We start from the raw sequence: 24,390 nt of genomic DNA, 5'->3' as shown, positions 1-24,390 counted from the left end.
ATTAGTCCTATATATACCTTGGCATGTGCCTGAACCATTAAGCATTTGGGCTAAATTACTACCTCAATCTAAAGAGGTATTTTATGAGTAATTGGTATCAACTAAATTATCCAGAAGTGCTGCAAGAATTAGGCAGCGATATGTCAGAAGGTCTGAGCCAAGAGCAGGCAAATCATCGTCTGAGATTGCATGGTTATAATCAATTGATTGAACAGGATCTCAAAAAACCTTGGGTAATCCTGTGGGAACAATTGACTGATACTTTGGTGATAATTCTGATTGTTGCTGCTATTGTCTCGGCTATCTTGGGAGACTACAACGATGCTATCGGTATCATCGCCATTGTTGTGTTAATCGCTTTGTTGGGTTTCAACCAAGAGTACCGGGCACAAAAGGCGATCGCTACTCTCAAAAAGCTATCAATACCGACAGTCAAAGTCCGTCGCAGTGGGTGTGTAACAGAAATCTCGGCTCGTCAACTTGTACCAGGGGATATTGTGGAACTGGAGGCTGGGGATTTAGTACCCGCAGACTGTCGCTTGCTAGATAGCCTGCACCTACGGACACAGGAAGCAGCCCTCACAGGTGAATCAGAATCGGTAGATAAGGACCCAAAAGCACTGGCTTTAGATGATTTGCCTCTGGGTGCTAGGTATAACATGGTTTATATGGGAACGGACATCACCTATGGGCGCTCGCTGGCTGTAGTTACCGAAACCGGCATGAAAACGGAGTTTGGCCGCATCGCTACCATGATCCAAACGGTGGAGTCAGAAGCAACCCCACTACAACGACGACTAGATCAGCTGGGAAAGATGTTGGCGATCGCATCTTTAGTCCTTGTAGCCCTCATCTTTGTTTTGGGACTGCTCAGGGGAGAGGATATTAAGTTAATGTTCTTAACCGCAATTACCCTAGTAGTAGCAGCTTTACCCGAAGGATTACCAGCGGTAGTAACTATTGCTTTAGCTTTGGGGGCACAGCAGCTGCTCAAACGTCGGGTTCTGATTCGCAAACTACCAGCTGTCGAAACTCTGGGATCGGTGACGGTGATTTGCTCCGGTAAGACTGGCACCTTAACTGAGAATCGCATGACTGTTTCAGTGTTAGATGTAGCAGGGTCTAGATTAGATCTAACTGCACCCCTACGTTCTTATACACCATCTGCAGAAACACCATCTCTACTCAGTCAGCCGCCGGCGCTGTCTCTACTATTGGCTGCTAGCACTCTCTGCAATGATGCTCAGTTAGAGGCTGACTCAGATGAGCCGCTCTCCTTCCATGTCGTAGGCGACCCTACGGAGGGTGCTTTGGTAGGCGCCGCTGCTCTTCAGGGACTTTGGAAACCTGAATTGGAACAGACTCTTCCCCGTGTGGCTGAGATTCCCTACGATTCACAGCGACAACGGATGACTACTGTACACCAATTCCCTGTAGATTTATCCCAAATCCCCCTAGCGCTAGAGACAGTTTGGCACTGGAACCAAGGTAATGGAAAATTATCCGACCTTGCTTTTACCAAGGGCACAGTGGAGAAACTCTTGGATATTTGTTCTGATGTGTGGGTAAATGGGCGAACTGAGCCTTTAAACAAGAAGTGGCACAAACGGATTTTGGCAACCTACAACCAGTTAACCAACAATGGTTTACGTGTTTTGGGTGTTGCATTTCGATTGGAAGCCACCCCTGGAAACCTAGAGCAAGACCTGACTTTCATCGGTTTAGTAGGGATGAATGATCCAGCGCGACCCCAAGCGCGGGAAGCCGTGTTAACTTGTAAAACGGCTGGTATCCGTCCGGTAATGATCACCGGCGACCATCCTTTGACATCTCAGCACATCGCTCGTGAGTTAGGTATTGCTATTGACCACCAAATTTTAACTGGTGAGGATTTGGCTCGTCTGTCTGGTGAGGAATTAGAACAGCAACTGGAAACTGTATCAGTTTATGCCAGGGTTTCACCAAAGCAAAAATTTGACATCGTACAAGCTCTGCAAAAGCGGGGGCAAATTGTCGCCATGACCGGCGATGGCGTCAATGATGCACCTGCCTTGAAGGCCGCTGACATTGGTGTGGCTATGGGCATTAGGGGTACTGACGTGGCAAAAGAGGCAGCGGATATGGTGCTGCTAGATGACAACTTTGCTACCATCGTTGCTGCCGTGAAAGAAGGACGGGTGATTTATGACAACATCCGCAAGTTCATTAAATACCTCTTGAGCAGCAATTCTGGAGAAATGTGGGTAATGCTGCTAGCGCCCTTTTTGGGTATGCCATTGCCATTATTACCACTCCAGATTCTCTGGATTAACCTGACTACTGATGGTTTACCAGCCTTAGCCTTGAGCCTAGAACCAGCAGAAAGGGGCATCATGAGGCGATCGCCCTACAACCCCAACGAAAATATCTTTGTCCGGGGAATGGGGCGGGACATTATTTGGGTAGGTTTACTAATGGGGTTTGTATCTCTTGGTACTGGTTATTGGTATTGGCGCATCAACCACCCAGCCTGGCAAACAATGCTATTTACCGTCCTAACTCTCTCACAAATGGGTAATGCCTTAGCGATTCGCTCTGAGCAAGACTCACTGTTTCGCATTGGTCTACTGTCTAATAAAGCACTATTGGCAGCAGTTATCCTCACTCTGGGATTACAACTGGCGGTCATTTATGTACCTTGGTTACAAAGGCTGTTTATCACAGTCACCCTATCATTTACAGATTTAATCCTTAGTTTTGCTCTAAGTAGCCTAGTTTTCTGGGCTATAGAGCTACAAAAGCGGTGGAATCGTCAACCTCAACCCCAATCCATAGAGTGAAGTTGCAGGACGCTCATTATGATTAATTCTTCAACATCTACAACTACCTCTACTGTTAATCAAGATGCAATCTTACACGCACAAGTTAGGGGTTTTTATTATGGAAAAGCCTTAGCTTTACGTAATATTGATCTCCCCATATACAAAAACCAGATTACGGCGTTTATTGGTCCTTCCGGCTGTGGTAAAAGTACCTTACTTCGTTGTTTTAATCGTTTAAATGACATGATTCCTGAGACTCGCCTAGATGGTCAAATCCTGTTTAAAGGTCGTAATATTTATCATCCTCGAGAAGATGCGGTGGTAGTTCGTCGATACATTAGCATGGTCTTCCAAAAGCCGAATCCCTTTCCTAAGTCTATCTACAGCAATATTGCTTTTGGTCCTCGCATTCAGAAATTACGAGGGGATTTAGATGAATTGGTAGAGCGGTCATTACGTCAAGCTGCTCTTTGGGATGAAGTGAAAGATAAATTAAGAGAAAGCGCTTTGACCCTCTCTGGTGGACAACAGCAAAGATTATGTATTGCGCGAGTACTAGCTATACAACCGGAGGTAATACTAATGGATGAACCCTGTTCTGCTCTTGACCCCATTACCACTAGTCAGATTGAAGAATTGATGCGACAGCTAAAGGAACACTGCACAATTGTGATTGTCACCCATAATATGCAGCAGGCAGTAAGAGTTTCACAAATGACAGCATTCTTTAACCTAGAAATGCAAGAAGGAAGCCAAACTGGAGAACTGGTGGAATATGACTACTCTACTGTGATTTTTCAACAACCAAAAAATCATGTCACCCACGAATATGTTAATGGTCGTTTTGGCTGAAACGACTATTACAATAGCAATACTCCTCTGTTAAGCCCAAAAAAAAAATTTAAATTTTGTAGGTTGGGTTGAGGAACGAAACCCAACATTTCCGGGATTTTGTTGGGTTTCACTTCCCTACGGGACGCTACGCGAACGTTCAACCCAACCTACAATTTTTCTTAACCGAGCAGTATTGATTACAATAGTATTTAATTAACTAAGTCAGTGCAAAAAAAGCCTACTGGTTAGTAGTTTATCGCCTTAATTTTGATGGATTGTTCGTAGTTATACCAATTTGAAAAAAGAGTAGGACAGATAGGGTAGGGGCGCAGGGACTTGCGCCCCTACAGATTATCGATGTGTTGCAAATATTTTTTGAATTTGTATTACCCTAAAACGCTCCAACCTTTTTTTTATTTGCTATCTATTTAACTTTAAGACGATATAATAAAGATGTAATAAACGAGGAATCAAAAATAATATGTCACTGAAAATAATACCAGAGTTGGAAGAAGTAGTTGAAGGTCTTGGTGTACCTGGAATTGCTGCAATAGTCCTTTTACCTGTTATCATCCCAGCGATGGGAGGTATTAGCAAATCTTTGACTAAAGCAACTATCAAAGGTGGAATTGTGCTTTATGAAAAGGGTAAAGGAGTAATCGCAGAAGTTGGTGAGACATTTGAGGATATTGTTGCTGAAGCTAAGGCCGAACTTGCTGAGGAACACACAAGCGATATGGAAACTACTCCAATGGAAGGGGGAGTTAACTAGTTTCCATGCGACAAAATCAAAATGATAAAAGTTGCTTGAGGGATGGATAAGATATCTATCCCTTTTTTGGTTGATATATTCCAATACGGTTCAGTTAGAGCCAAAAACCTTGCCCACGTAGGTTGGGTTGAGGCTTTGCGAAACCCAACATTTGGCGGGTTTGTTGGGTTTCGTTCCTCAACTCAACCTACAATTTTCCTTAACTGAACCGTATTGTGATATATTCTGCTTATACCATTTCAGCAAAACTCTGATACATATAGAGGCGAGCATTGCCGTGCCCCTACGAACGTATTTGTATCATACTTAAAGTGAAACGGTATTAGTTATAGCCATATTTGTTGATAAACCAAGTCTTCACAAATTGCGTCAACACACAATAACTCGATAGAATTAACACTAACCAAGGGAAGTAACTTGATGGCAAGGGTACGAACCCTAAAGTTGAGCCAATGGGTGAAAAAGGAAGATAAAGACCTACCGCCATAATAGTCAGAGTTACTAACAGTGTTGACAAAGCAGGCCAGCTTTGAATCAATGGAATTTTAGCTGTCCGAATAATATGGACAATCAAAGTTTGAGTCATCAGGCTTTCGACAAACCAACCTGTTTGAAACAATGCTTGCTTATCTACAGTATTAGCTCCAAAAATAAACCACATTAAAGCATAGGTCGTATAGTCAAAAATTGAACTAATCGGACCAATGAATAGCATGAATTTTTGAATATCATTAATCTGCCATTTACGCGGTTTGGCTAGATATTCTTTGTCAACATTATCGAAGGGAATTCCTGTTTGGGAAAAATCGTAGAGCAAATTATTTACTAAAATTTGCACTGGTTGCATGGGCAAAAATGGCAGTATGGCACTTGCACCCAACATACTAAACATATTCCCAAAATTGGAGCTAGTACCCATTTTGATATATTTGACGATGTTGGCGAAGGTTTTACGTCCTTCAATTACGGTTCTTGCGTACTTAGCGTGCTTAATTATTAGTTAAAGTCTATAAATTTGCTTTAAAAGTAAGACTTACAGGCGTTCATAATTTAATTTTCAGCAATATGACCAAAAATACAGGAAATAATGGCTATTACCGTATCTCAGTAAGGGTTTCAAGCTGATTATTTAATAAATTTAGCACGCTAAGTACGGAAGAGCCGCAACTTCATTAAATCCGTATTTTTGTAATCTGCCAGAAGACTGAATCTCACTTAATCCTTCTAAACTGGTATTGAGGGTTTTCAGTACAGTTTCTACATCACTGTAAGCTACATCTATCAAGTGGGCTGATACTTCTATAGATTTACTAGGTGTGGTGTTAGATGTTTGTTTTAGATTTAATATTTGGGTAAAATTTTTCATAACTGATAGCGTAAACATTTATGAAAATAACGGTTCAATAATTTACTTTGCTATAATCCGCTTGTTAATCCAACCTACTTTAGGTAGCTTTTTTATTCACAATAAATAATTATCTGAATCGAATATCTCCCCATAGGATTAGGTCTGTTAACTTTTGACAGACACGACTTACACAAAAACCACAACTTTATGTCATTATGAAGAAAGATAAGTAATCACAAAGGCTTATTTTTCGTCACGAGTGGCTAAGTCTTAAGATAGATAAATCTCTCAAACCAAATCAGTGAAAGCCATGTCTAATCGGTTCTTGCGTACTTAGCGTGCTTAATTATTAATTAAAGTTTATAAATTTGCTTTAAAAGTAAGGCTTACAGGCGTTCATAATTTAATTTTTAGCAATATGATATAAAATACAGAAAATAATGGCTATTATCTTAGCTCTGCAAGGGTTTCAAGCTGATTATTTAATAAATTCAGCACGCTAAGTACGGAAGAGCCGATGTTTGACACTCTCAGGTCTAAAGACACTGAGATTCTTTAAGACTTGCTTAAAAGGGATAGTCAAGTATCCCCCTAGACGCTCAAAACAACTACCCAAAGGTATTGCAATTGCGCTTACTTTTTTTGTTAAATTGCTTTGGGAGTCTATCACTTTGCCAATCCGGTACGCTCACCATCCTGACATTACAAGTCTTTTTGTGTTGCCTTTAATAGGTGTACTAAGTAGCCGGGATTTCACCGAACTAGGAATGGTTCAACACGTTGAAGTTGCCCTACTTGCTTCTTAAGCATATCAGAAAACCACAGCGACTAAAGGAGCCACTGCGTTGCTTTGGTTCCCAAAGTTGTAGCAAGTGGCGTTCGCCGAGTCGTTTCCCACGAGCGGGCTAAAGCCACTGAGTTTCCCACTTAGAGCGAGGTTCTATGATTCAAGCACTGGGAAGTAATTCCTGATTCTGGCGATTTTCGCTATCCAAAGTTCGGGGTAGTTGTAACCCCAGTACTAAGATGATAGTTGCCATATAAGATACAAGAGATATCCACAGCAGGTGGTTATTGTGGAGATACCACGCTGTTATTGCTAGTGGTAGAAAACCTAATCCAAAAGCGAGGAGAACAGCATTACGAAGCACTACTCCTTCTTTTAACCCGATGAAGTATCCTTCCAGCATGAAGGCAATAGCAGTCAATCCTAACAGAGGTAATAACCAAATATTATAGCTAGTGATATGTTGGTTGACTTCTGCATGACTAGTCAATAGCCCAAATACAGCATCTGGGAATACAACAGATACTACAGCGAAAGCCATTGCCACTAGCAAACTAGTGAATACAGAGACAACGAGCAACGGTATCATCTGTTCTTTAGACTTTTTAGCGTAAAAGTTTCCTGTCAATGTTTGGGTTGTCATCCCCACACCTTGAATTGTAAACTGACTCAAAAGAGCAATTTGAAGCAGCAACCCGTTTTCTGCTAAGACAATTGTTCCCATTGCTGCACTCAAGTTTGTGAAGATAGCGTAGGTGGATATTAGGGCTAAAAATCGTATTAGAATATTACCTTTAAGTGCAATGGTGTCTCTCAAGGCAGCCCAATCAAAAACCTCTAGCAATGCATCTGGTAATACTTTCCAGGAAATACTGAAGCATACCCCGATCAAACCAGTTACTAGTGCCAAATACTGACTTATAGCTGTTGCTAGTCCGGCTCCCATGCTTTCCCAGCCCCATCTGACAATCATTAAATAGTCTAGTAGCACATTAGAACCATTACCAATAATAGACATCAATAGCACTACGCCATTCATTTCTCGCCCTAGAAACCAACCCATCAGCACAAAGTTAAGCAATACAGCCGGGGCACCCCAAATCCGGGCGTAAAAATAATCAACCCCAGAGGCTTCAATCTCTGGGGAACCACTGAGGATGGTAAATCCTATTTTTTGCAGCGGGTATTGCAGCAGCAACATCAGTAAACCAATACTTAGTGCCATTAAGCCGCTTCGTAGTCCCGCCAATAAGACGGCTTTAGAATCATCAGCGCCTACACCTTGTGCTGTGAGTGCGTTAGTACTTGAGCGCAGAAACTTCAATACACGATAAAGGTAGTCAAACAGAATAGTTCCCAGAATCACTCCAGTCAAGTGACGAATATCTGCTAGATGTCCCAAAAAGGCAATGTCAACCAGACCCGCTAGGGGTATCATCATATTAGAAAACATACTAACGCTTGCTAGCTTGTAGAAGCGAGGCAAGAATTTGTAACGGTCCCAAATCACAAATGTCATATATGCCCTATGGAAGAATTGCTAGGATATTACTCCACGAAAAAAATATCACAGTTGCGTAAGTCCTAGGTTATTGTAATCTTTCAACCGATATTCCGCACACCCACTATTAAAATCGGTTCTTTCGGATTTTATCCCTTAAAGGATAGTTCTTATCCAAAAACAAGGGAATGTCTAATGGCAAGGCCTAGGCTGGAAAGTGCCATCCCTAATCCCAAATCTGGAAACGTCCAAAATTCTTTGTGTGACAGTTCACCAGAACCAAGGAACAAAGGATAGGCAACATCTTCTTGCTGCTGAGTGTCAATGTTGTACTGCGGGTAATAGAATGAAAAGCGAAGCCTTTGTGCTACCTTTAACTATCAAAGATAAAGGTTTAGTATCATATTTTACAGAAAATTGAAACAGAAATCTGTATTCAAATTAGGCTTGTAGCATCTAAAACGCTCGTAAAATTTTTATGACTTCCCGGATTCGCTTTTTGATGTGTGCCCCTGACCACTACGATGTGGACTATGTAATTAATCCCTGGATGGAAGGGAATATTCACAAATCGTCACGCGATCGCGCTGTTGAACAGTGGCAGAAACTTTATCACGTCCTCAAAGAACACGCAATTGTTGATTTAGTACCACCCCAAAAAGGTTGGCCGGATATGGTGTTTACCGCCAATGCTGGTTTGGTACTAGGGAATAGTGTAGTATTGAGTCGCTTTTTACACAAGGAACGGCAGGGAGAAGAGCCGTATTTCCAACAATGGTTTGAAGAAAATGGTTACACAGTCAATGTTCTACCGAAAGACTTACCTTTTGAAGGCGCAGGGGACGCACTGCTAGATCGGGAGGGACGTTGGTTATGGGCTGGATATGGCTTCCGTTCAGAATTAGATTCCCACCCCTATCTAGCCAAATGGCTAGATATTGAAGTCCTGTCTCTGCGATTGATGGATGAGCGCTTCTATCACCTAGATACCTGCTTTTGTCCGCTAGCAAACGGCTATTTACTGTACTATCCCGGCGCTTTTGATTCCTATTCCAACCGCTTAATTGAAATGCGCGTCACACCAGAAAAGCGGATTGCAATTGAAGAAGCCGATGCGGTAAACTTCGCCTGTAATGCGGTGAATGTGGAACACATCGTGATTATGAACAAGGCGAGTGATACTTTGAAAACCCGCCTTGCAAATGTGGGTTTCCAAGTTATCGAAACACCGCTGACGGAATTTCTCAAAGCTGGGGGTGCGGCTAAATGTCTCACGCTGCGGGTGACGGAACCAGTTAGGGAAGAAGTCCATGCGAATGTCTCGGTAGAAAGCCGGATTATTCGCCTGGAAGGACACCTGCTGGACTCTGGTTTGATTAACCGTGCTTTGGATTTGATTGTAGACACTGGGGGAAGTTTCCAAGTCCTAAATTTCAACTTGGGAGAACAGCGCCAAAGTACCTCAGCCGCTGAAGTTAAGGTATCAGCGCCATCCCATGAGGTGATGGAAGAAATCATCTCGCAATTGATTGATTTGGGTGCAGTAGACTTGCCCCAAGATGAGCGGGATGTCAAACTAGAGCCTGTGATCCAAGATGGTGTGGCTCCCGATGATTTCTATGTGAGTACCATTTATCCCACAGAAGTAAGGATTAATGGTCAGTGGGTGAAGGTACACAATCAGCGCATGGATGGGGCGATCGCCATTTCCCAAACCCCGAATGGGCTATTTGCGCGGTGTAAAATTTTACGTGATTTAGCAGTTGGTGAGCGGGTAGTCGTAGATGTCCAGGGTATCCGCACCATCCGCAAAACTGAATCCCGCGAACAACGCAATTCTCAGGAATTTAGCTTTATGTCGTCGGGGGTTTCCAGTGAGCGCCGCGTGGAAATAGTCGTGGAGCAAGTGGCTTGGGAATTACGTAAAATTAGGGATACTGGTGGTAAATTAGTTGTCACAGCAGGTCCGGTGGTGATTCACACTGGCGGCGGCGAACATCTATCACGCCTGATTCGCGAAGGCTATGTACAAGGATTGCTGGGCGGAAATGCGATCGCCGTCCATGACATCGAGCAAAATATTATGGGCACCTCCCTGGGTGTGGATATGAAGCGCGGTGTCGCTGTCCGTGGTGGACATCGCCATCACCTAAAGGTAATTAATACCATCCGCCGTTATGGTAGCATCGCCAAGGCTGTGGAGGCGGGGATGATTCCTAGTGGTGTGATGTATGAGTGTGTACGTCATCATATACCTTTTGTCCTGGCTGGTTCGATTCGGGATGATGGTCCTTTACCTGATACCGAAATGAATTTGATTCAAGCCCAGGAGGAATATGCCAAAGTCCTCGAAGGTGCGGATATGATTTTGATGCTCTCATCCATGCTGCACTCGATTGGGGTGGGTAATATGACTCCGGCTGGGGTGAAAATGGTCTGTGTGGATATTAATCCTGCTGTGGTGACTAAGTTAAGCGATCGCGGTTCGATAGAATCGGTCGGTGTGGTGACAGATGTGGGGTTGTTCTTGAGTCTGTTAACTCAGCAGCTCGATAAGTTGACAAGTCCCTATGTTGCTAATGTAGGTTAAAAGAGGTATCACGCAGAGGCGCAAAGGCGCCCAGAGGGGGGGATGAGAGTGGCTTTGAGGAGAGATTTGCAGGTTAATTGGGTGAGTTTTATTGCTGATTTTCTGCTGGTGGGTATGGTTTTTGGCCCGCCAGTTGCTCCCTTTCTGGCTGCTTCTGGTGTGTTTTTGCTTCCGGGTATTGCGGACATTATTTATTTCTTGGGGAATCATGTGTGTCCGCAACCGGATATGGGGTTAGATTTGGCTCCGCCTTTTATTATGGCTGTGTGTATGCGCTGTTATGGTACGGTGACGGGTTTATTACTCACGCGCTTACTGTTTGCAGTGACTGAGGGTAATGGTTTTTATTGGTTGAGTCAATATGGTTGGAGTGGTGCGGCGCTGGCTAGTGTTTTGATGATGGCTTATCCTTTGGAGTTGGCGGCGCAGGTTTTCGATTTGTGGAGTTTTAATAATTATTTGGTTACGCCTTTTGGGTTGATTACGGGTTTGGCTTGGGGGTTGTTTACTATGCCGATTTTGCATGAAGTGAAGATAAAATCAGCCAGGTTATTAGCTAATAAAAACTGACTTATTCTTTTGTGTTTATTGTAAGTTCACGTGGTTTAGCTAAGTATACACCGAGCAAAACAATACAAAAAGCTATGCAATTTATAAAAGTTAACTGCTCAGAGAAAATGACCCAAGCTATAAATGCAGTGATCATAGGTTCAAGCAAAAGGCTAGTAGCCACAAAACCTGATGATAATTGATTGAGGGATTGTGCTAGTAGTCCTTGACCTAATACTTGACACACAACTGCTTGGGAAATTACCGCTAGCCAGCCGGATAAAGAATAGGGAAAAATTGGCTGTTCACTTAATATTACTATAGGCAGAGTTAATACTGTTCCTATGAAGCAGCGCCATAGGAGTATGGTAGAAGACGAAAATCTGGTTCGGAGTTTTTCGACACTCAGGAGGTAAACACCATAGAAGATTGCAGCAAGTAAGGCTGCTACATCACCAGTGATGTTATTAGTAGAGTATGAAAAGTCAGTAATCCCAATTACAATTGCTCCACACAAGGCGATCGCTATCCCAACTAAGAAGGTAGTTTCAAAGTACTGTCCTAAGAATAGCCATCCGAAAAAAGTGGTAAAAACCGGGGTGAGACTTCGCAGCACTATAGAGTTGGCAAAACTAGTTTGTGTTAGCGACCATGCCCATAAAGTAATGTAGATAGAGGAAGTTACGCCCATTATAAGTAGAAGTTTTAAATTATTTAGAAAACTAAAATTTTCTAAGTTAACAGCTTGAGGAATTAAATCTTTTGAGCGGTAAAGTTGTATTTGTTTGATTCCACTCCCTACGCCAAAAATCGTCATTGCGATCCACAAACGATTGAAAACTGTAGCATTGGAACTAATTTCCATTTCGCTAAATCTGATGAAGATTGCAGCAAGGGACAAAGCTATTAAGGCGATAAATAATAACACTAGTGCTGACAGTGTGGGTAACTGCTCTACCTTTTTGAGATCATTTTCCTCTAGATTTGGCTGACTAGATAATTTTTCTGTGCTTGTCATAGTTAACTGGTAAATGTTGTAATTTACCATTATAATTCACTTTTAATATTTTTAATATTTGCGGAATGTGGGTTCAACATCAAAAACTTTGTAGTGGCGCTTTAGCACTACTACAAAGTTTTTCCCTTCTTTAATGTTGAACTATTTAGTTGTCGCAATTGGTATAAGACCCTGAGTTGATGCTTTTGCTTATGGAATTTAGCGGGTCAAGTTGATACTATTCGACTGGGTGTTAGGTTTGATGAGGATTGGTAACACCAAGTTGTTCCATTTCAACTTTAAGATATCACTACTAACAGTTGCAGTCACATTGGGGACAGATTTATATTGTTTCGTTCCCATCTGTAACGCGAATCCAATTCCGGCTTGTTTCAAATCACCAAGACGAATTGTTTTTTGTTGACCAGAATATAACACTAAGTCAAGATATGAAGTTGTATCTGTTTTGCCAACTTGCCATGTTCCCGATGTATTACCAAACTGAGCATAAGGCACGGCAATCTGAAAATACAAATTACCAACGTTTAAATTAACTGGCGATTTTAAATCCTTTGGTAATTGTAACTGATTTTTTCCGGCTTCTCCTCCAAATTCAAAGCGTAAACGTAGGTCTTTGGCTTTAATTACACCATCTTTAAGTTTGTCAAAAACGATATGGGTATCGCCGCCATTGGTAGCGAAGTTTATCCCAGCTAAAACACGTTCTTTATTTTGGACGCTAAACAATTGTGCCGCTGCAAAATCATAGCCATCATGCAAAAAACGCAGGTGTAAATAGCTTGGCTTTTCTGATGTACCCCAGTAAGCTAGGAGCGATCGCCGCTGATTCCACAAATCACTGTAGTTAACTGAACCAATTGTGAAAGCTGGATCAAGATAGGTAGTAAGGATAGTTTTGAATCCACCTATATCCAAGTTTTCCACAAAAGTGCGTGCCTGATTCAGAAAGGTAAAATATCCCTCCAGATCCCGTGGAGCAGGAAGTGGTAAGCGATGTTCTTCTAAGGTAGGGCTTGTATCTAACCGGAAATTTACTCGTCCTTCAGTTGCTCGCTGAATAATATCAAGCACACGAGGCTGAAGTAAGGTTTTGTAATTTCGACTATGAGGGCCAGCCCACTGTCTGGTTGGCGCGTGGAAGTGGTAGGCGATTTCTTCCCAGGCTAATCGGTAAAGATCTCCTACCAATTTTTTAGCATTGGTGTTTTTGACGTGTAAACGCAAACGACCCAGTGATTCCACATTTAGGGTGCTATAAGATGGGCTGTTATATTCCGGAAAGCCTCCCATCTTCTGAGTGTAATCATAGAACCGTTGGAGACGATCTAGGGCATAATTACGTAAATCCGCAATATCGTAGGTTTCGGCTGTTACCAGCGTTACATAAGTCCCCAAGATGGCAATGTTTGTATAGCCAAGACTAACATTGCGTCGTTGAATAGAGCGTGCTGCATGTACGAGAGCTTGATCCAGTTTTTTTGCGAGATCAGGCGCTAGGCGATGACGATGATAAAGTGATACTTGTAGCAGTTGCGTACCTAAGAAGTCAGCCCAGTTCCAATCTGGGGGTGACATTTTTGCTAGTGGCTCTTCTAAATACCACGACCAGATACCGTAAGTCTTGCTATTGGGATTTTGATCCTGTAGAGCAATAATCCGCCGCAAAATGTCCTCGGCTCGTTTGCGGTAAGTTTCATCTTGAGTGTCTAGCAGTGCAACCGCATAGTCCAATGAACTCTTGGTTGGATGTACCATCCCACCTGTAAGCTGGGTGTGATAACCAGGCGATGAGAAAGGGACGCGCAGCATTTTTTCGACTGGATCGTACTGCTTATGGTACCACCCTAGTGCCTTATTGAGACGTTCAAGTTGTTTTGGTGTCAGCGGAACTGTCTGCAATTTTACAACTGGTGGATTCACATTTTGAGCAATTGCTGTGTGAATTTCTGTGAGCATGGCTGTAGGGAAAAATAACAGTGTCCCTAGCCATAGGTTTTTCATTAGCGCGTACTTATGAACCATTGAGTAATTCCCTCAGCTAGAATTTTTGCCAATTTTTTCTGTTCTTTTGGGTTTATCACCCATTCAAATTCATCAGGGTTACTCATAAAACCCAATTCCAGCAGCACCGATGGTGTATCTGTCGGACGAGTTAGAGCCAGATTATTCCAAAATACACCATAAGTGGATCTACTTAGCTGATTCACGAGGTAATTATGCATGAATACAGCCAAATTATGAGATTGCGGATGATACCAAAAAGTGCCCACTCCCTGAGTATTTTTTGGATCTCCATCATCAGGTAGGGAATTATAATGAACAGAAAGAGCGATAGCAGGTTGTTCTCTACTAATAATTGCCTGCCGTTCTGGGAGGGAAACTTCTTTATCAACGTCTCGTGTCATCACCACCGTTGCGCCACGCTTGACTAACTCATCGCGCAGCAACTTAGATACCACCAAATTCACATCTTTTTCCAGATATCCAGTAGGTCCACTAGCGCCAGATTCTTTACCGCCATGTCCTGGGTCTAGTAAGATCTTGATGCCAGATAACGGTTGGCGTTTTTTATGCCCAATTACAGGCGGATGGCGTAAAGTCAAAACTAGGCTTGTAGCTTCGTATCTGAGCTGATAACCCCATTGTTGGGATTTCTTGAGGTTGAAGGTGTATTGCACCCGCTGACTCCCGCCATTCGGGGAAGGTAATTGTTGCCAATCTAAGCGAGAAATTAGAGAATTATCATCTGTGCGAATAATATCCGTTTGAGCAGTGGTATTGTATAAGGTAAGGGTGAAACTGCGATCGCCTTGTTGCACGCTCAACGGTACAGGAACTTGTAAGGGGAAAATTATCTCTGTGGCATTCGGAAGTTGACGATATCCCACACTCCGAATCATCGTGCTTGGTGGGATGGCATTTGGTAAAATCCGGGTTTCTTGACTCTTAATCCAAGCGCCATAGTCTAAACGTAACCATTCACCTTCCTTACCTGTGACGCTGGCACGTGTACCTTTAGGCAGAGGTGTGAGTCGAGAATAATCGGTATCTGGACCGGTGCGAGCGACACCTGAGTCTGCTGTTACTTCTACAACTGGCAACTGTGCGGGTGCGAGAATTTGAATTTTGCCAGTACCAGGCTGCGTTATCATCTTACCATTGAGGGTCATCTGAAACTGAGGTTGTCCGAGATCGGCAGCAGTTGACACCGTAGTGCAACCTTGGTAGTTTCCTGCGGTAGACTGAATACCAGGTTGATTTTTCCCAGTTAGGGCAGCCAAATTGCTTGGTAATTCTGCCTGAGTTGGTTGGGGTGCAAGGACAATTGTTTGACTAGCCAAGTTGACAGATACTGTGGCGTTAGATGGTGCAATAGCGTTAAAACAAATTAATTCCCCTGGTAATCTAGCAATGTCAACTGCTGGAGCGAGAGAATTTTTGGCAAAGCCTAACCCCTGTGGTATCTCAGGTTGAGTGGAAAGCCTTGTCACCTTAATCTGGCGTTCTTGATTAAGGTGGCGTATAGTAAACAGATTCTCTCCCAACTGCAAAGGGAAACTGGGTGCAAAATGACCGGCATTGCTGCGGGCAATTGGCTTATCATTGATCAAAACCTGCCCGTCTGGTGGTGCTGTGCCAAGAAAGAAAATTTTTTCTGCCGTAGTCTGGTGGTTTGTCTGGGGAAAAACAACTATCAGAGATGACTCTGCCAATGCTACCGAGGAGGTGACAGTACAGCTTAATATTACCAATCCTAAAAGTTTCTTCACAGGAAAATCACACGAAATTTGACAAGAGTTACTGTGACACAATGACGAGATGCAATTTTAGAAGTCGCTAGCAATACAAATTACTATGACTAAGTTTATCTTTGTAACTGGAGGCGTAGTTTCCAGTATTGGCAAAGGCATTGTAGCAGCAAGTCTGGGAAGGTTGCTTAAATCACGCAATTATTCGGTATCGATTCTCAAACTCGATCCTTATATTAATGTCGATCCAGGGACGATGAGTCCGTTTCAACATGGAGAGGTATTCGTTACTGAGGACGGCGCGGAAACAGATTTGGACTTGGGGCATTATGAACGCTTCACTGATACCTCAATGTCGCGTCTTAACAGTGTTACCACGGGATCAATTTACCAAGCTGTCATTACCAGAGAGCGCCGTGGTGAATATAATGGCGGCACTGTGCAGGTCATACCCCACATCACCAATGAAATTAAACAGCGGATTTTAAGGGTAGCACAAAATACGAAAATTGATGCCGTTATTACAGAAATAGGCGGCACAGTGGGAGATATTGAATCACTACCGTTTTTGGAAGCAATTCGCCAGTTTCGCAAGGAAGTGGGACGACAAAATGTCCTGTATATGCACGTTACCCTGTTACCGTGGATAGCCTCGGCTGGGGAAATGAAAACTAAGCCAACCCAGCATTCGGTTAAGGAACTCAGATCCATTGGCATTCAACCAGATATTTTAGTCTGTCGGTGCGATCGCCCCCTTGCTCCCCGATTGAAACAGAAATTATCCGAATTTTGTGATGTCCCAGAAGAATGCGTGATCACATCTCAAGATGCTAAAAGCATCTATGAAGTACCGCTAATGCTGGAAAGGGAAGGAATGGCCGAGCAAGTCCTAGATTTGCTGCAAATGGAACAACGCCTACCAAATTTGGTGCAGTGGCAAAGGTTGGTCCAAAAGTTGTACACTCCCAAATATAGTGTGGAAATTGCCATTGTTGGCAAATACGTGGGCTTAGGTGATGCCTATATCTCCGTGGTCGAAGCGCTGCAACATGCAGCCATTTTTACCCAAGGACAGATGCGTCTACGTTGGGTCAACTCCGAAACCTTGGAAACAGAACCAGCAGAAGACCATCTAGGTGGTGTTGATGGCATAGTTGTCCCAGGAGGTTTCGGGATTCGCGGCGTAGATGGTAAAATTGCCGCCATTAAATATGCCCGCGAGCGCCAAATCCCATTTTTAGGATTATGCTTAGGAATGCAATGTTCCGTAATTGAATGGGCTAGACATATTGAGGGATTAACTGATGCCAATAGTGCTGAATTTGACCCCCATAGTAGCGATCCGGTTATTAACCTTTTGCCAGAACAACAAGATGTGGTAGATTTAGGCGGTACAATGCGCTTGGGTCTTTATCCTTGTGAAATTGTGCCCAACACTCTGGCGTTTAAGCTCTATCAAAGAAATGTAATTTATGAACGACATCGCCATCGTTACGAGTTCAACAACGCTTACCGTCATATGTTACTCAAGTCTGGCTATGTCATTAGTGGTACATCTCCTGATGGACGTTTAGTCGAAATTGTGGAATTACCTAAGCACCCTTTCTTTCTGGCTAGTCAATTTCATCCAGAATTTCAATCGCGTCCTAGTAACCCCCATCCTTTATTTAAGGGATTTATGCAAGCCGCGATTTCCCGTACTCATCCTACCTCTGGTACACCAACACCAGTAGAAGTATCTTAAGTAATTCAAAATTCGTCTAGAAAAGTTTGCTAGGTCGGGAAACCCTCCTAACAACTTTTCGTCAAATTCAAAAGTGCGTTTGTGAATTTTGAATTTTGACTGAGTGTTGAAAATATGAAGGTCAGGTTTGAGGATAATTTCTGGGGTATTTTGTGACAATCATTCATTCGTAAACTTTGGACTTGAGGAGAATTTGTGGCGTACTGGGTGAAAATCCTTTACGAGAGGAAAGAATATGTAGTTAATTTTGACCGTGTTAATGCTTTTTGTTATGAAAAGAACGGCAGGGTTACTTTTTGGCTACCAGATTGTGCTATTCCTGTTGTTATTAACCCCCAAAATAACCTACCAGACTATCAAAAAATCCTGCAATATATAGAACGTGTTACAGGGTTAGATTTGGATAGCGCCCATTGGGTAAAAATCAACTATGAAAGAAATCAATATGTAATTAATCTCAACTGCATCAGTTCCTTTTGTCAAGAATCTAACGGGAGAATCACTTTCTGGCTACCCGATGGTACTATCCCCATCATCATCAACCCCGTAAGTAATCCAGAATCATATCAAAAAGTTTTAAATTTCGTTCAGAATACAACAGGATATTCTTTATCGTAGCTGTTGTCATTTGTTATTTGTCATTTGTTATTTGTCATTTGTCATTTGTCATTTGTCATTTGTTATTTGTCATTTGTTATTTGTCATTTGTCATTTGTTATTTGTCATTACTCATTACTCATTACTCATTACTCATTACTCATTACTCATTACTCATTACTCATTACTCATTACTCATTACTCATTACTCATTACTCATTACTCATTACTCATTACTCATTACTCATTACTCATTACTCATTACTCATTACTCATTACTCATTACTCATTACTCATTACTGATTACTCATTACTCATTACTCATTACTCATTACTGATTACTCATTACTCATTACTCATTACTCATTACTCATTACTCATTACTCATTACTCATTACTCATTACTCATTACTCATTACTCATTACTCATTACTCATTACTGATTACTCATTACTCATTACTCATTACTCATTACTCATTACTCATTACTGATTACTCATTACTGATTACTCATTACTCATTACTCATTACTGATTACTCATTACTCATTACTGATTACTCATTACTCATTACTGATTACTCATTACTCATTACTCATTACTCATTACTGATTACTCATTACTCATTACTCATTACTGATTACTGATTACTCATTACTCATTACTCATTACTCATTACTGATTACTCATTACTCATTACTCATTACTCATTACTGATTACTCATTACTCATTACTCATTACTCATTACTGATTACTCATTACTCATTACTCATTACTGATTACTCATTACTCATTACTCATTACTCATTACTCATTACTCATTACTCATTACTCATTACTCATTACTCATTACTCATTACTCATTACTCATTACTGATTACTCATTACTCATTACTCATTACTGATTACTCATTACTCATTACTCATTACTCATTACTCATTACTCATTACTCATTACTCATTACTGATTACTCATTACTCATTACTGATTACTCATTACTCATTACTCATTACTCATTACTCATTACTCATTACTCATTACTCATTACTCATTACTCATTACTCTTTGTCATTTGTCATTTGTCATTTGTCATTTGTCATTAATATCCCATGTATGAATGCAGGGGATTGAATATTGATGATGAACCTATTTATTTTTTCATTAATACAGCGATTTTCAGGTATAGCGGTTATCAGTCCAGTGCAGTACACTAGGAGAGAGCAATTGTACTGATAACTGGTCGCTATGAAAGCCTACTCTATCGACTTGCGCCAGAAAATTGTTGATGCTTATGCCTGCGGTGACATTTCCCAACGAAAACTGGCGAAAAACTTTGGCGTCACCTTAAGTTTTGTGCAAAATTTACTCAAACGTGATGGCACCGCAAGCGCCGCAGGCATCGTGAATTGGGCACGATAGTCCCCAAGGTGCGGACTGAGCAGACGCCAACTTTCATTGAATGCCGAACAGCTAGAAATCCTGCGCCAATTGGTAATAGCACAGCCCGATGCGACGCTCGCGCGAATTGCGGGAACGACTTTACGAGAAAACAGATGCAAATACTCTCTAAATTTTTACCTGCTTCATCTGGTGTAATTTTAATTGAGATAATAATTCTCAACTCAATCTGATAATATTAGGGATGCGATCGCATCCCTCAATTGCTTAACTAATTCCCTAACTCCCGATACCGTTGCTGAATATCCTCAATCGTAAACACAGCCTCAAAATCTAATCCAACAGACTGGTAAAACTCGGCTCCGCCTTGCTTTCTATCAATCAGTGAAATTACTTTATTAACAATATAACCTGCTGCTCTGAGTCGCTCTACAGCCTTCATCGCCGATCGCCCCGTAGTCACGACATCTTCCAAAACCACCACTTTTGCACCTTCTGCTAAAATCGGCCCTTCAATATAAGCCCTTGTGCCATGTCCCTTGGCTTCTTTACGAACAATCAACGCGGGTATCGGTCGATTTTCATACACAGACACCACACTCACTGCTGTAACAACTGGGTCAGCGCCTAGTGTTAATCCTGCAACCGCCTGTGTATCTACGGATAATAAGGGAAACAGCACCCGTCCGACTGCTAAGGCGCCTTGGGGGTGGAGAGTTACCTGTTTACCATTGATGTAGTAAGAACTGCGTTGTCCAGAAGAGAGGAGAAAATCACCCTCTTGATAGGCGAGTTGGGAAAATAAATCTAGTAACTTATGGCGGAGGGTAGTCAAATCAGCAGTGTCCGCCCAAATATCGGAGTGGGTAAGGGTTTCAGTAATATCAGTCATTACAAAAGGTGAAAAATTGTGCTACACCAAAGATTGAACTGTTAACAGTTCTGAATTTAAGCATAAGTGAAGATTCGCCCCAAAATTGCGGAGTGATAAGCATGGGTATAAAATTTCAAACTAAAACCTTTAGCGCTTTATTGGTGCTACTGGCTTCTAGTATTGCTTTTCCTGGTCTTGCAGATGCGGATACAGCAGTACCTAATTATGAAACCACAAATGATACCTTTAATCGAGCTTTTTTTCGACACGATCGCAATTTTTATGAAAATCGCAGCAAGAAGCGTCAGATAGACTCTTTACTGGGATCTGGTTCAGGTTTGCAGGATAGTTTCCCAGAAAATGAAATTGCCCGCGATGCTGAGTTAGTTAACAGTCTCTATCGCGATGTTTTAACCCAACAAGCTACCAATGATCCCATACTCCGCACTCCCGACTTACCCAATCCCTATGGTACATCACTGCTGATGTCTCCGCGCATGAATGCCAATCAGCTCAAAATCGGCACTGAATTTAAATTTTAGGCTCTTAAGTCAGGAGTGCTGAGTCAGGAGTGCTGATAAGAGTTAAAAGTGAGGTTACGATTGAAATGAACCCTAACCAAGGAGTGTGGATTTCACTCAAAAACATAACTTATCACTCAGGATTCAGCACTCACGACTCAGTACCGATTTAATCCAGGGTGCAGGAGTTGAACCTGCCTTGCACGAATTATGAGTTCGTTGCCTCAACCGCTCGGCCAACCCTGGTAGAATTTCATCAATTGTATTGTAGCGTGAGTTGACAGTTTGTCTACCCTCAAAAATAGTTTACCAGATTTTAATACTACATCATTGGAGAGTGAAATAGTGCAAACTAATATTGATTAAGTTCTTCTAATCATTGAGCTTAACGGCTTCAATAGGACTAAAGCTGCGTGTCATATTTTTTCGCAGGGGCGGTCAAGAGTCCAAAGTCAAAAAAAAAATCTAGATTTTTGACCCTTGACCCTTGACTCTTGACGACCATAGCGCAAAGCATATGTCCCAGTTGGCCAAGTCCTGAATACTTTACTTTTAACTAGACCAGCATTCTTGTGCAATAGCTTGTCAGCGATGAAAATAAATTCCACTGTTCTTCTTACGTTAATTTTGTTAACCCTGATGTTGGGAGCTGGTTCTGTTAGTGCTTTTTGGGGCTTTACTCTGGGGAGTTCAGCACTCAAAGGTGTGACAACGCCAGATGGTCGCCCGACAACCAAATTTGCTAGTGGTAAGTCAACCAACGCTCAACAGGGAGGAGTCACCCTGTTAAGAGAGGATGAAATCCTAAAAATTGTTAAGTCACGGATTGAGGGTAAAACCAAGGCCGCTAAATCCCAAAAGCTAGACGAAGATGATGAAGACACCAAGAGCAGCAAGCCTAAGCCAGAGGAAAAGAAAGAGCAACTAGTGGAAGAAAAACCCCTACCAGGGTTTCCAGTCGCGGCTGAAAATGGCGGTGTAAATATGTCTGTACAATCAGCCCGCTATTCTGGCGGGAATCTACTACTGAAAGTAAAAATGCAGAACAAAGGTGCTGATTCTGTGAGATTCCTGTATAGTTTTTTGGATGTCACCGATGACAAAGGCAGAACTCTCAGTGCTAGTACAGATGGTTTACCCGCTGAATTGCCTGCAAATGGACCTACTTTTACTGGTACTGTGACCATTCCCACCGCTTTGCTTGATGATGTCAAGAAGATATCCCTAGGGCTGACAGATTATCCTGCTCAACAATTGAAGCTAGAGGTGTTGAATATTCCTGTAGAAAAGTAAGTGGGGCTATTTTGAGAATGGGGACTGGGGACTGGGGATTGGGGATTGGGGACTGGGGACCGGGGATTGGGGACTGGGGACTAGGGGGACTGGGGACTAGGGACTGGGGACTGGGGACTGGGGACTGGGGACTGGGGACTGGGGACTAGGGACTGGGGACTGGGGACTGGGGACTGGGGACTGGGGACTGGGGATTAGATTAATTTACTCTTGACTCATTACTCATTACTCATTACTCATTACTCATTACTCCTTACTCCCAACTCCCAATCCCCAATCCCCAATCCCCAATCCCCAATCCCTAATACTAATAATGGGGGCGTAAGTTGTACACGAGCTTTAACGGTGAGTGGTTTTCCTAGCTTAAATTTGACAGATATCGGGCTGCGATTGTTATCAGTGCTGCTATTGATTGCGATCAATGCCTTTTTTGTCACAGCGGAGTTTTCAATGGTGACAGTGCGGCGATCGCGTATCCATCAGTTAGTCAAAGCTGGTGACATCCCAGCGATCGCCGTGGAAATGTTGCAACGTAGTATTGACAGATTGCTATCTACCACCCAGTTAGGTATTACTCTCTCTAGTTTGGCACTGGGATGGATTGGCGAAAATACGATTGTTATCGTAGTGAATACATGGCTAAAATCCTTACCTGTACCGGGTGGGATGACTCAATTTGTCGCCCATTCGTTATCAATACCCATCGCCTTTTTGTTGATTAGCTATTTGCAAATTGTGTTAGGGGAACTTTGTCCCAAATCAGTAGCTATGTTGTATTCAGAACAACTGGCACGATTTTTGGGACCATCAGTAAAAGCGATCGTCCGTTTTTTCAGCCCCTTCATCTGGATTCTCAACCAATCCAACCGCTGGCTATTGCGACTATTTGGCATTGAATATACAGGTCAAGGCTGGAGACCACCGGTGACTCCTGAAGAATTGCAGCTAATTATTTCTACCGAACGCGAATCCACCGGTTTACGACTTTCGGAGCGAGAACTGCTAAATAATGTCTTTGAGTTTGGGGATGTCACAGCCGAAGATGTGATGATTAAGCGCACCAGCATTGTCGCTTTGTCTAAAGACGCCAGTTTCCAGCAATTACTCAAGGAAATGGCTACTACTGGTCACTCGCGCTATCCCGTTATCGGTGAATCTTTAGACGACATTCGTGGCATAGTATACTTTAAAGACTTAGCAAAACCCTTAGCTGTAGGCAAGCTGAATTTAGAAACACAAATCCAACCGTGGATGCGTCCAGCCCGATTTGTACCAGAACATACCCCTTTGAGTGAACTACTGCCAATGATGCAGCAAGAAAAGCCCGCTATGGTGATGGTAGTCAATGAATTTGGCAGTATTGTCGGACTGGTAACACTGCAAGATGTCATTGCCGAAATCATTGGCGATGCTGGCGTACTGGACAGCACCGAAGACCTGCTGATTCAAATGTTAGACCAGCAGACATTTCTCGTCCAGGCACAAATCAACCTAGAAGACCTCAACGAAGTCTTGAATATCCGTTTACCCTTAACTAAGCAATACCAGACTCTGGGGGGCTTTTTGCTCTACCAATTGCAGAAAATTCCCGCCAAAGGTGAAACCTACACCTATCAAAATCTTGAATTCACCGTCGTCTCAGTTGTTGGACCACGTTTACACCAAATCCAACTGCGACGGATTGAGGAGTTAGGAGTTACTCCCTTCCCGGTGTAGGATTAGCGCTTGAGATTGCTCTGCGTTTCCTGCGGGACGCGGAGCGTGTCTTAGCCAGACGCCCAAGGGACGGGGTTCATTTAAATCCGGCTTTCTGCACTTCATCGTGTAATATGCGTAGATTTCCAAAACCTGTTTAATAATGGTTAAATCAACAACATAAATTACCGATAGAATTCAATATTAATACTTAATAGGTTGAACACTATTAGGAATTTTTATTGAAAACAGAAATAATACATTTTGAAGTGCGGAATGTGGGTTAAATAAATATTCTTCCAGTGGTAGGAGTTGGGA

Annotated in this window: 20 protein-coding genes and 1 tRNA gene; 13 read left to right on the top strand and 8 right to left on the bottom strand. The window is 42.5% G+C overall.

Annotated features, from left to right (window positions below):
- Positions 1-83 precede the first annotated feature (83 nt).
- From HEQ19_01685 to HEQ19_01675, 3 genes are all read left to right on the top strand, one after another.
- The gene (locus HEQ19_01685) at positions 84-2,819 is read left to right on the top strand and encodes a cation-translocating P-type ATPase (GenBank protein WYL98424.1); all 2,736 of its coding nucleotides are present in this window, start codon (positions 84-86) and stop codon (positions 2,817-2,819) included.
- A gap of 18 nt (positions 2,820-2,837) precedes the next feature.
- The gene (pstB, locus tag HEQ19_01680) at positions 2,838-3,653 is read left to right on the top strand and encodes a phosphate ABC transporter ATP-binding protein PstB (GenBank protein WYL98423.1); all 816 of its coding nucleotides are present in this window, start codon (positions 2,838-2,840) and stop codon (positions 3,651-3,653) included.
- Positions 3,654-4,116: 463 nt separating this feature from the next.
- On the top strand, positions 4,117-4,407 hold the full coding sequence (locus HEQ19_01675) for a DUF5132 domain-containing protein (GenBank protein WYL98422.1): 291 nt from the start codon (positions 4,117-4,119) through the stop codon (positions 4,405-4,407).
- A 322-nt stretch (positions 4,408-4,729) separates the two neighbouring features.
- On the opposite strand, the gene HEQ19_01670 is transcribed toward HEQ19_01675, so the two are convergent.
- From HEQ19_01670 to gntT, 3 genes are all read right to left on the bottom strand, one after another.
- Positions 4,730-5,290 (bottom strand): cation transporting ATPase C-terminal domain-containing protein, encoded by a 561-nt coding sequence (locus tag HEQ19_01670; protein ID WZI67089.1) that lies wholly within the window; start codon positions 5,288-5,290, stop codon positions 4,730-4,732.
- Between the two features lie 255 nt (positions 5,291-5,545).
- Positions 5,546-5,773: a cation-transporting P-type ATPase gene (locus HEQ19_01665; GenBank protein ID WYL98421.1), complete on the bottom strand. Its 228-nt coding sequence runs from the start codon at positions 5,771-5,773 to the stop codon at positions 5,546-5,548.
- Between the two features lie 929 nt (positions 5,774-6,702).
- Positions 6,703-8,061 (bottom strand): guanitoxin biosynthesis MATE family efflux transporter GntT, encoded by a 1,359-nt coding sequence (gene gntT, locus HEQ19_01660; GenBank protein ID WYL98420.2) that lies wholly within the window; start codon positions 8,059-8,061, stop codon positions 6,703-6,705.
- Positions 8,062-8,521: 460 nt separating this feature from the next.
- Here gntT and HEQ19_01655 point away from each other — a divergent pair, with 460 nt between their 5' ends.
- Together HEQ19_01655 and HEQ19_01650 are read left to right on the top strand one after the other, a co-directional pair.
- Positions 8,522-10,633: a TIGR00300 family protein gene (locus HEQ19_01655; GenBank protein ID WYL98419.1), complete on the top strand. Its 2,112-nt coding sequence runs from the start codon at positions 8,522-8,524 to the stop codon at positions 10,631-10,633.
- Between the two features lie 42 nt (positions 10,634-10,675).
- A complete protein-coding gene (locus tag HEQ19_01650) occupies positions 10,676-11,203 on the top strand; it encodes a DUF2085 domain-containing protein (protein ID WYL98418.1) in 528 nt (175 codons plus the stop codon).
- A 1-nt stretch (position 11,204) separates the two neighbouring features.
- Here HEQ19_01650 and HEQ19_01645 read toward each other — a convergent pair whose 3' ends face one another.
- From HEQ19_01645 to HEQ19_01635, 3 genes are all read right to left on the bottom strand, one after another.
- On the bottom strand, positions 11,205-12,200 hold the full coding sequence (locus HEQ19_01645) for a DMT family transporter (GenBank protein WYM03199.1): 996 nt from the start codon (positions 12,198-12,200) through the stop codon (positions 11,205-11,207).
- Positions 12,201-12,398: 198 nt separating this feature from the next.
- Positions 12,399-14,201, bottom strand: a complete 1,803-nt coding sequence (locus tag HEQ19_01640) for a hypothetical protein (GenBank protein WYL98417.2) — start codon at positions 14,199-14,201, stop codon at positions 12,399-12,401.
- Positions 14,201-15,970, bottom strand: coding sequence for an N-acetylmuramoyl-L-alanine amidase (locus HEQ19_01635; protein WYL98416.1), 1,770 nt, complete (start codon positions 15,968-15,970; stop codon positions 14,201-14,203). The genes HEQ19_01640 and HEQ19_01635 overlap by 1 nt, the downstream gene beginning before the upstream one ends.
- Before the next feature lie 85 nt (positions 15,971-16,055).
- On the opposite strand from HEQ19_01635, the gene HEQ19_01630 reads away from it, so the two are divergent.
- From HEQ19_01630 to HEQ19_01615, 4 genes are all read left to right on the top strand, one after another.
- Complete coding sequence (locus HEQ19_01630; GenBank protein ID WYL98415.1) at positions 16,056-17,693, top strand: CTP synthase; 1,638 nt, start codon at positions 16,056-16,058, stop codon at positions 17,691-17,693.
- Between the two features lie 195 nt (positions 17,694-17,888).
- Complete coding sequence (locus HEQ19_01625) at positions 17,889-18,311, top strand: hypothetical protein (protein ID WYL98414.1); 423 nt, start codon at positions 17,889-17,891, stop codon at positions 18,309-18,311.
- Between the two features lie 10 nt (positions 18,312-18,321).
- Entirely contained in the window at positions 18,322-18,936 is a 615-nt protein-coding gene (locus HEQ19_01620; protein ID WYL98083.1) for a hypothetical protein, read from the top strand.
- 600 nt (positions 18,937-19,536) lie between these two features.
- Positions 19,537-19,710 carry a hypothetical protein gene (locus HEQ19_01615; GenBank protein ID WYL98413.1) on the top strand — a complete coding sequence of 58 codons (174 nt, stop codon included), beginning with the start codon at positions 19,537-19,539 and terminating at the stop codon, positions 19,708-19,710.
- Positions 19,711-19,960: 250 nt separating this feature from the next.
- Here HEQ19_01615 and pyrE read toward each other — a convergent pair whose 3' ends face one another.
- On the bottom strand, positions 19,961-20,581 hold the full coding sequence (gene pyrE, locus HEQ19_01610) for an orotate phosphoribosyltransferase (GenBank protein ID WYL98412.1): 621 nt from the start codon (positions 20,579-20,581) through the stop codon (positions 19,961-19,963).
- A gap of 101 nt (positions 20,582-20,682) precedes the next feature.
- Between pyrE and HEQ19_01605 the strand changes: the two genes are divergently transcribed.
- On the top strand, positions 20,683-21,105 hold the full coding sequence (locus HEQ19_01605; GenBank protein ID WYL98411.1) for a hypothetical protein: 423 nt from the start codon (positions 20,683-20,685) through the stop codon (positions 21,103-21,105).
- A gap of 152 nt (positions 21,106-21,257) precedes the next feature.
- On the opposite strand, the gene HEQ19_01600 is transcribed toward HEQ19_01605, so the two are convergent.
- Positions 21,258-21,330, bottom strand: a tRNA-Ile gene (locus tag HEQ19_01600).
- Positions 21,331-21,675: 345 nt separating this feature from the next.
- On the opposite strand from HEQ19_01600, the gene HEQ19_01595 reads away from it, so the two are divergent.
- From HEQ19_01595 to HEQ19_01590, 3 genes are all read left to right on the top strand, one after another.
- Positions 21,676-22,377 carry a hypothetical protein gene (locus HEQ19_01595; GenBank protein ID WYL98410.1) on the top strand — a complete coding sequence of 234 codons (702 nt, stop codon included), beginning with the start codon at positions 21,676-21,678 and terminating at the stop codon, positions 22,375-22,377.
- A 17-nt stretch (positions 22,378-22,394) separates the two neighbouring features.
- Complete coding sequence (locus tag HEQ19_30605) at positions 22,395-22,526, top strand: hypothetical protein (GenBank protein WZI67088.1); 132 nt, start codon at positions 22,395-22,397, stop codon at positions 22,524-22,526.
- Positions 22,527-22,722: 196 nt separating this feature from the next.
- On the top strand, positions 22,723-24,093 hold the full coding sequence (locus tag HEQ19_01590; GenBank protein ID WYM03198.2) for a hemolysin family protein: 1,371 nt from the start codon (positions 22,723-22,725) through the stop codon (positions 24,091-24,093).
- Positions 24,094-24,390 lie beyond the last annotated feature (297 nt).

Source organism: Gloeotrichia echinulata CP02, assembly GCA_038087035.1.
Lineage (GTDB): Bacteria > Cyanobacteriota > Cyanobacteriia > Cyanobacteriales > Nostocaceae > Gloeotrichia > Gloeotrichia echinulata.
Note: the sequence above shows the minus strand (reverse complement) of the source record. Positions and strands in the feature narration are given on the sequence as shown.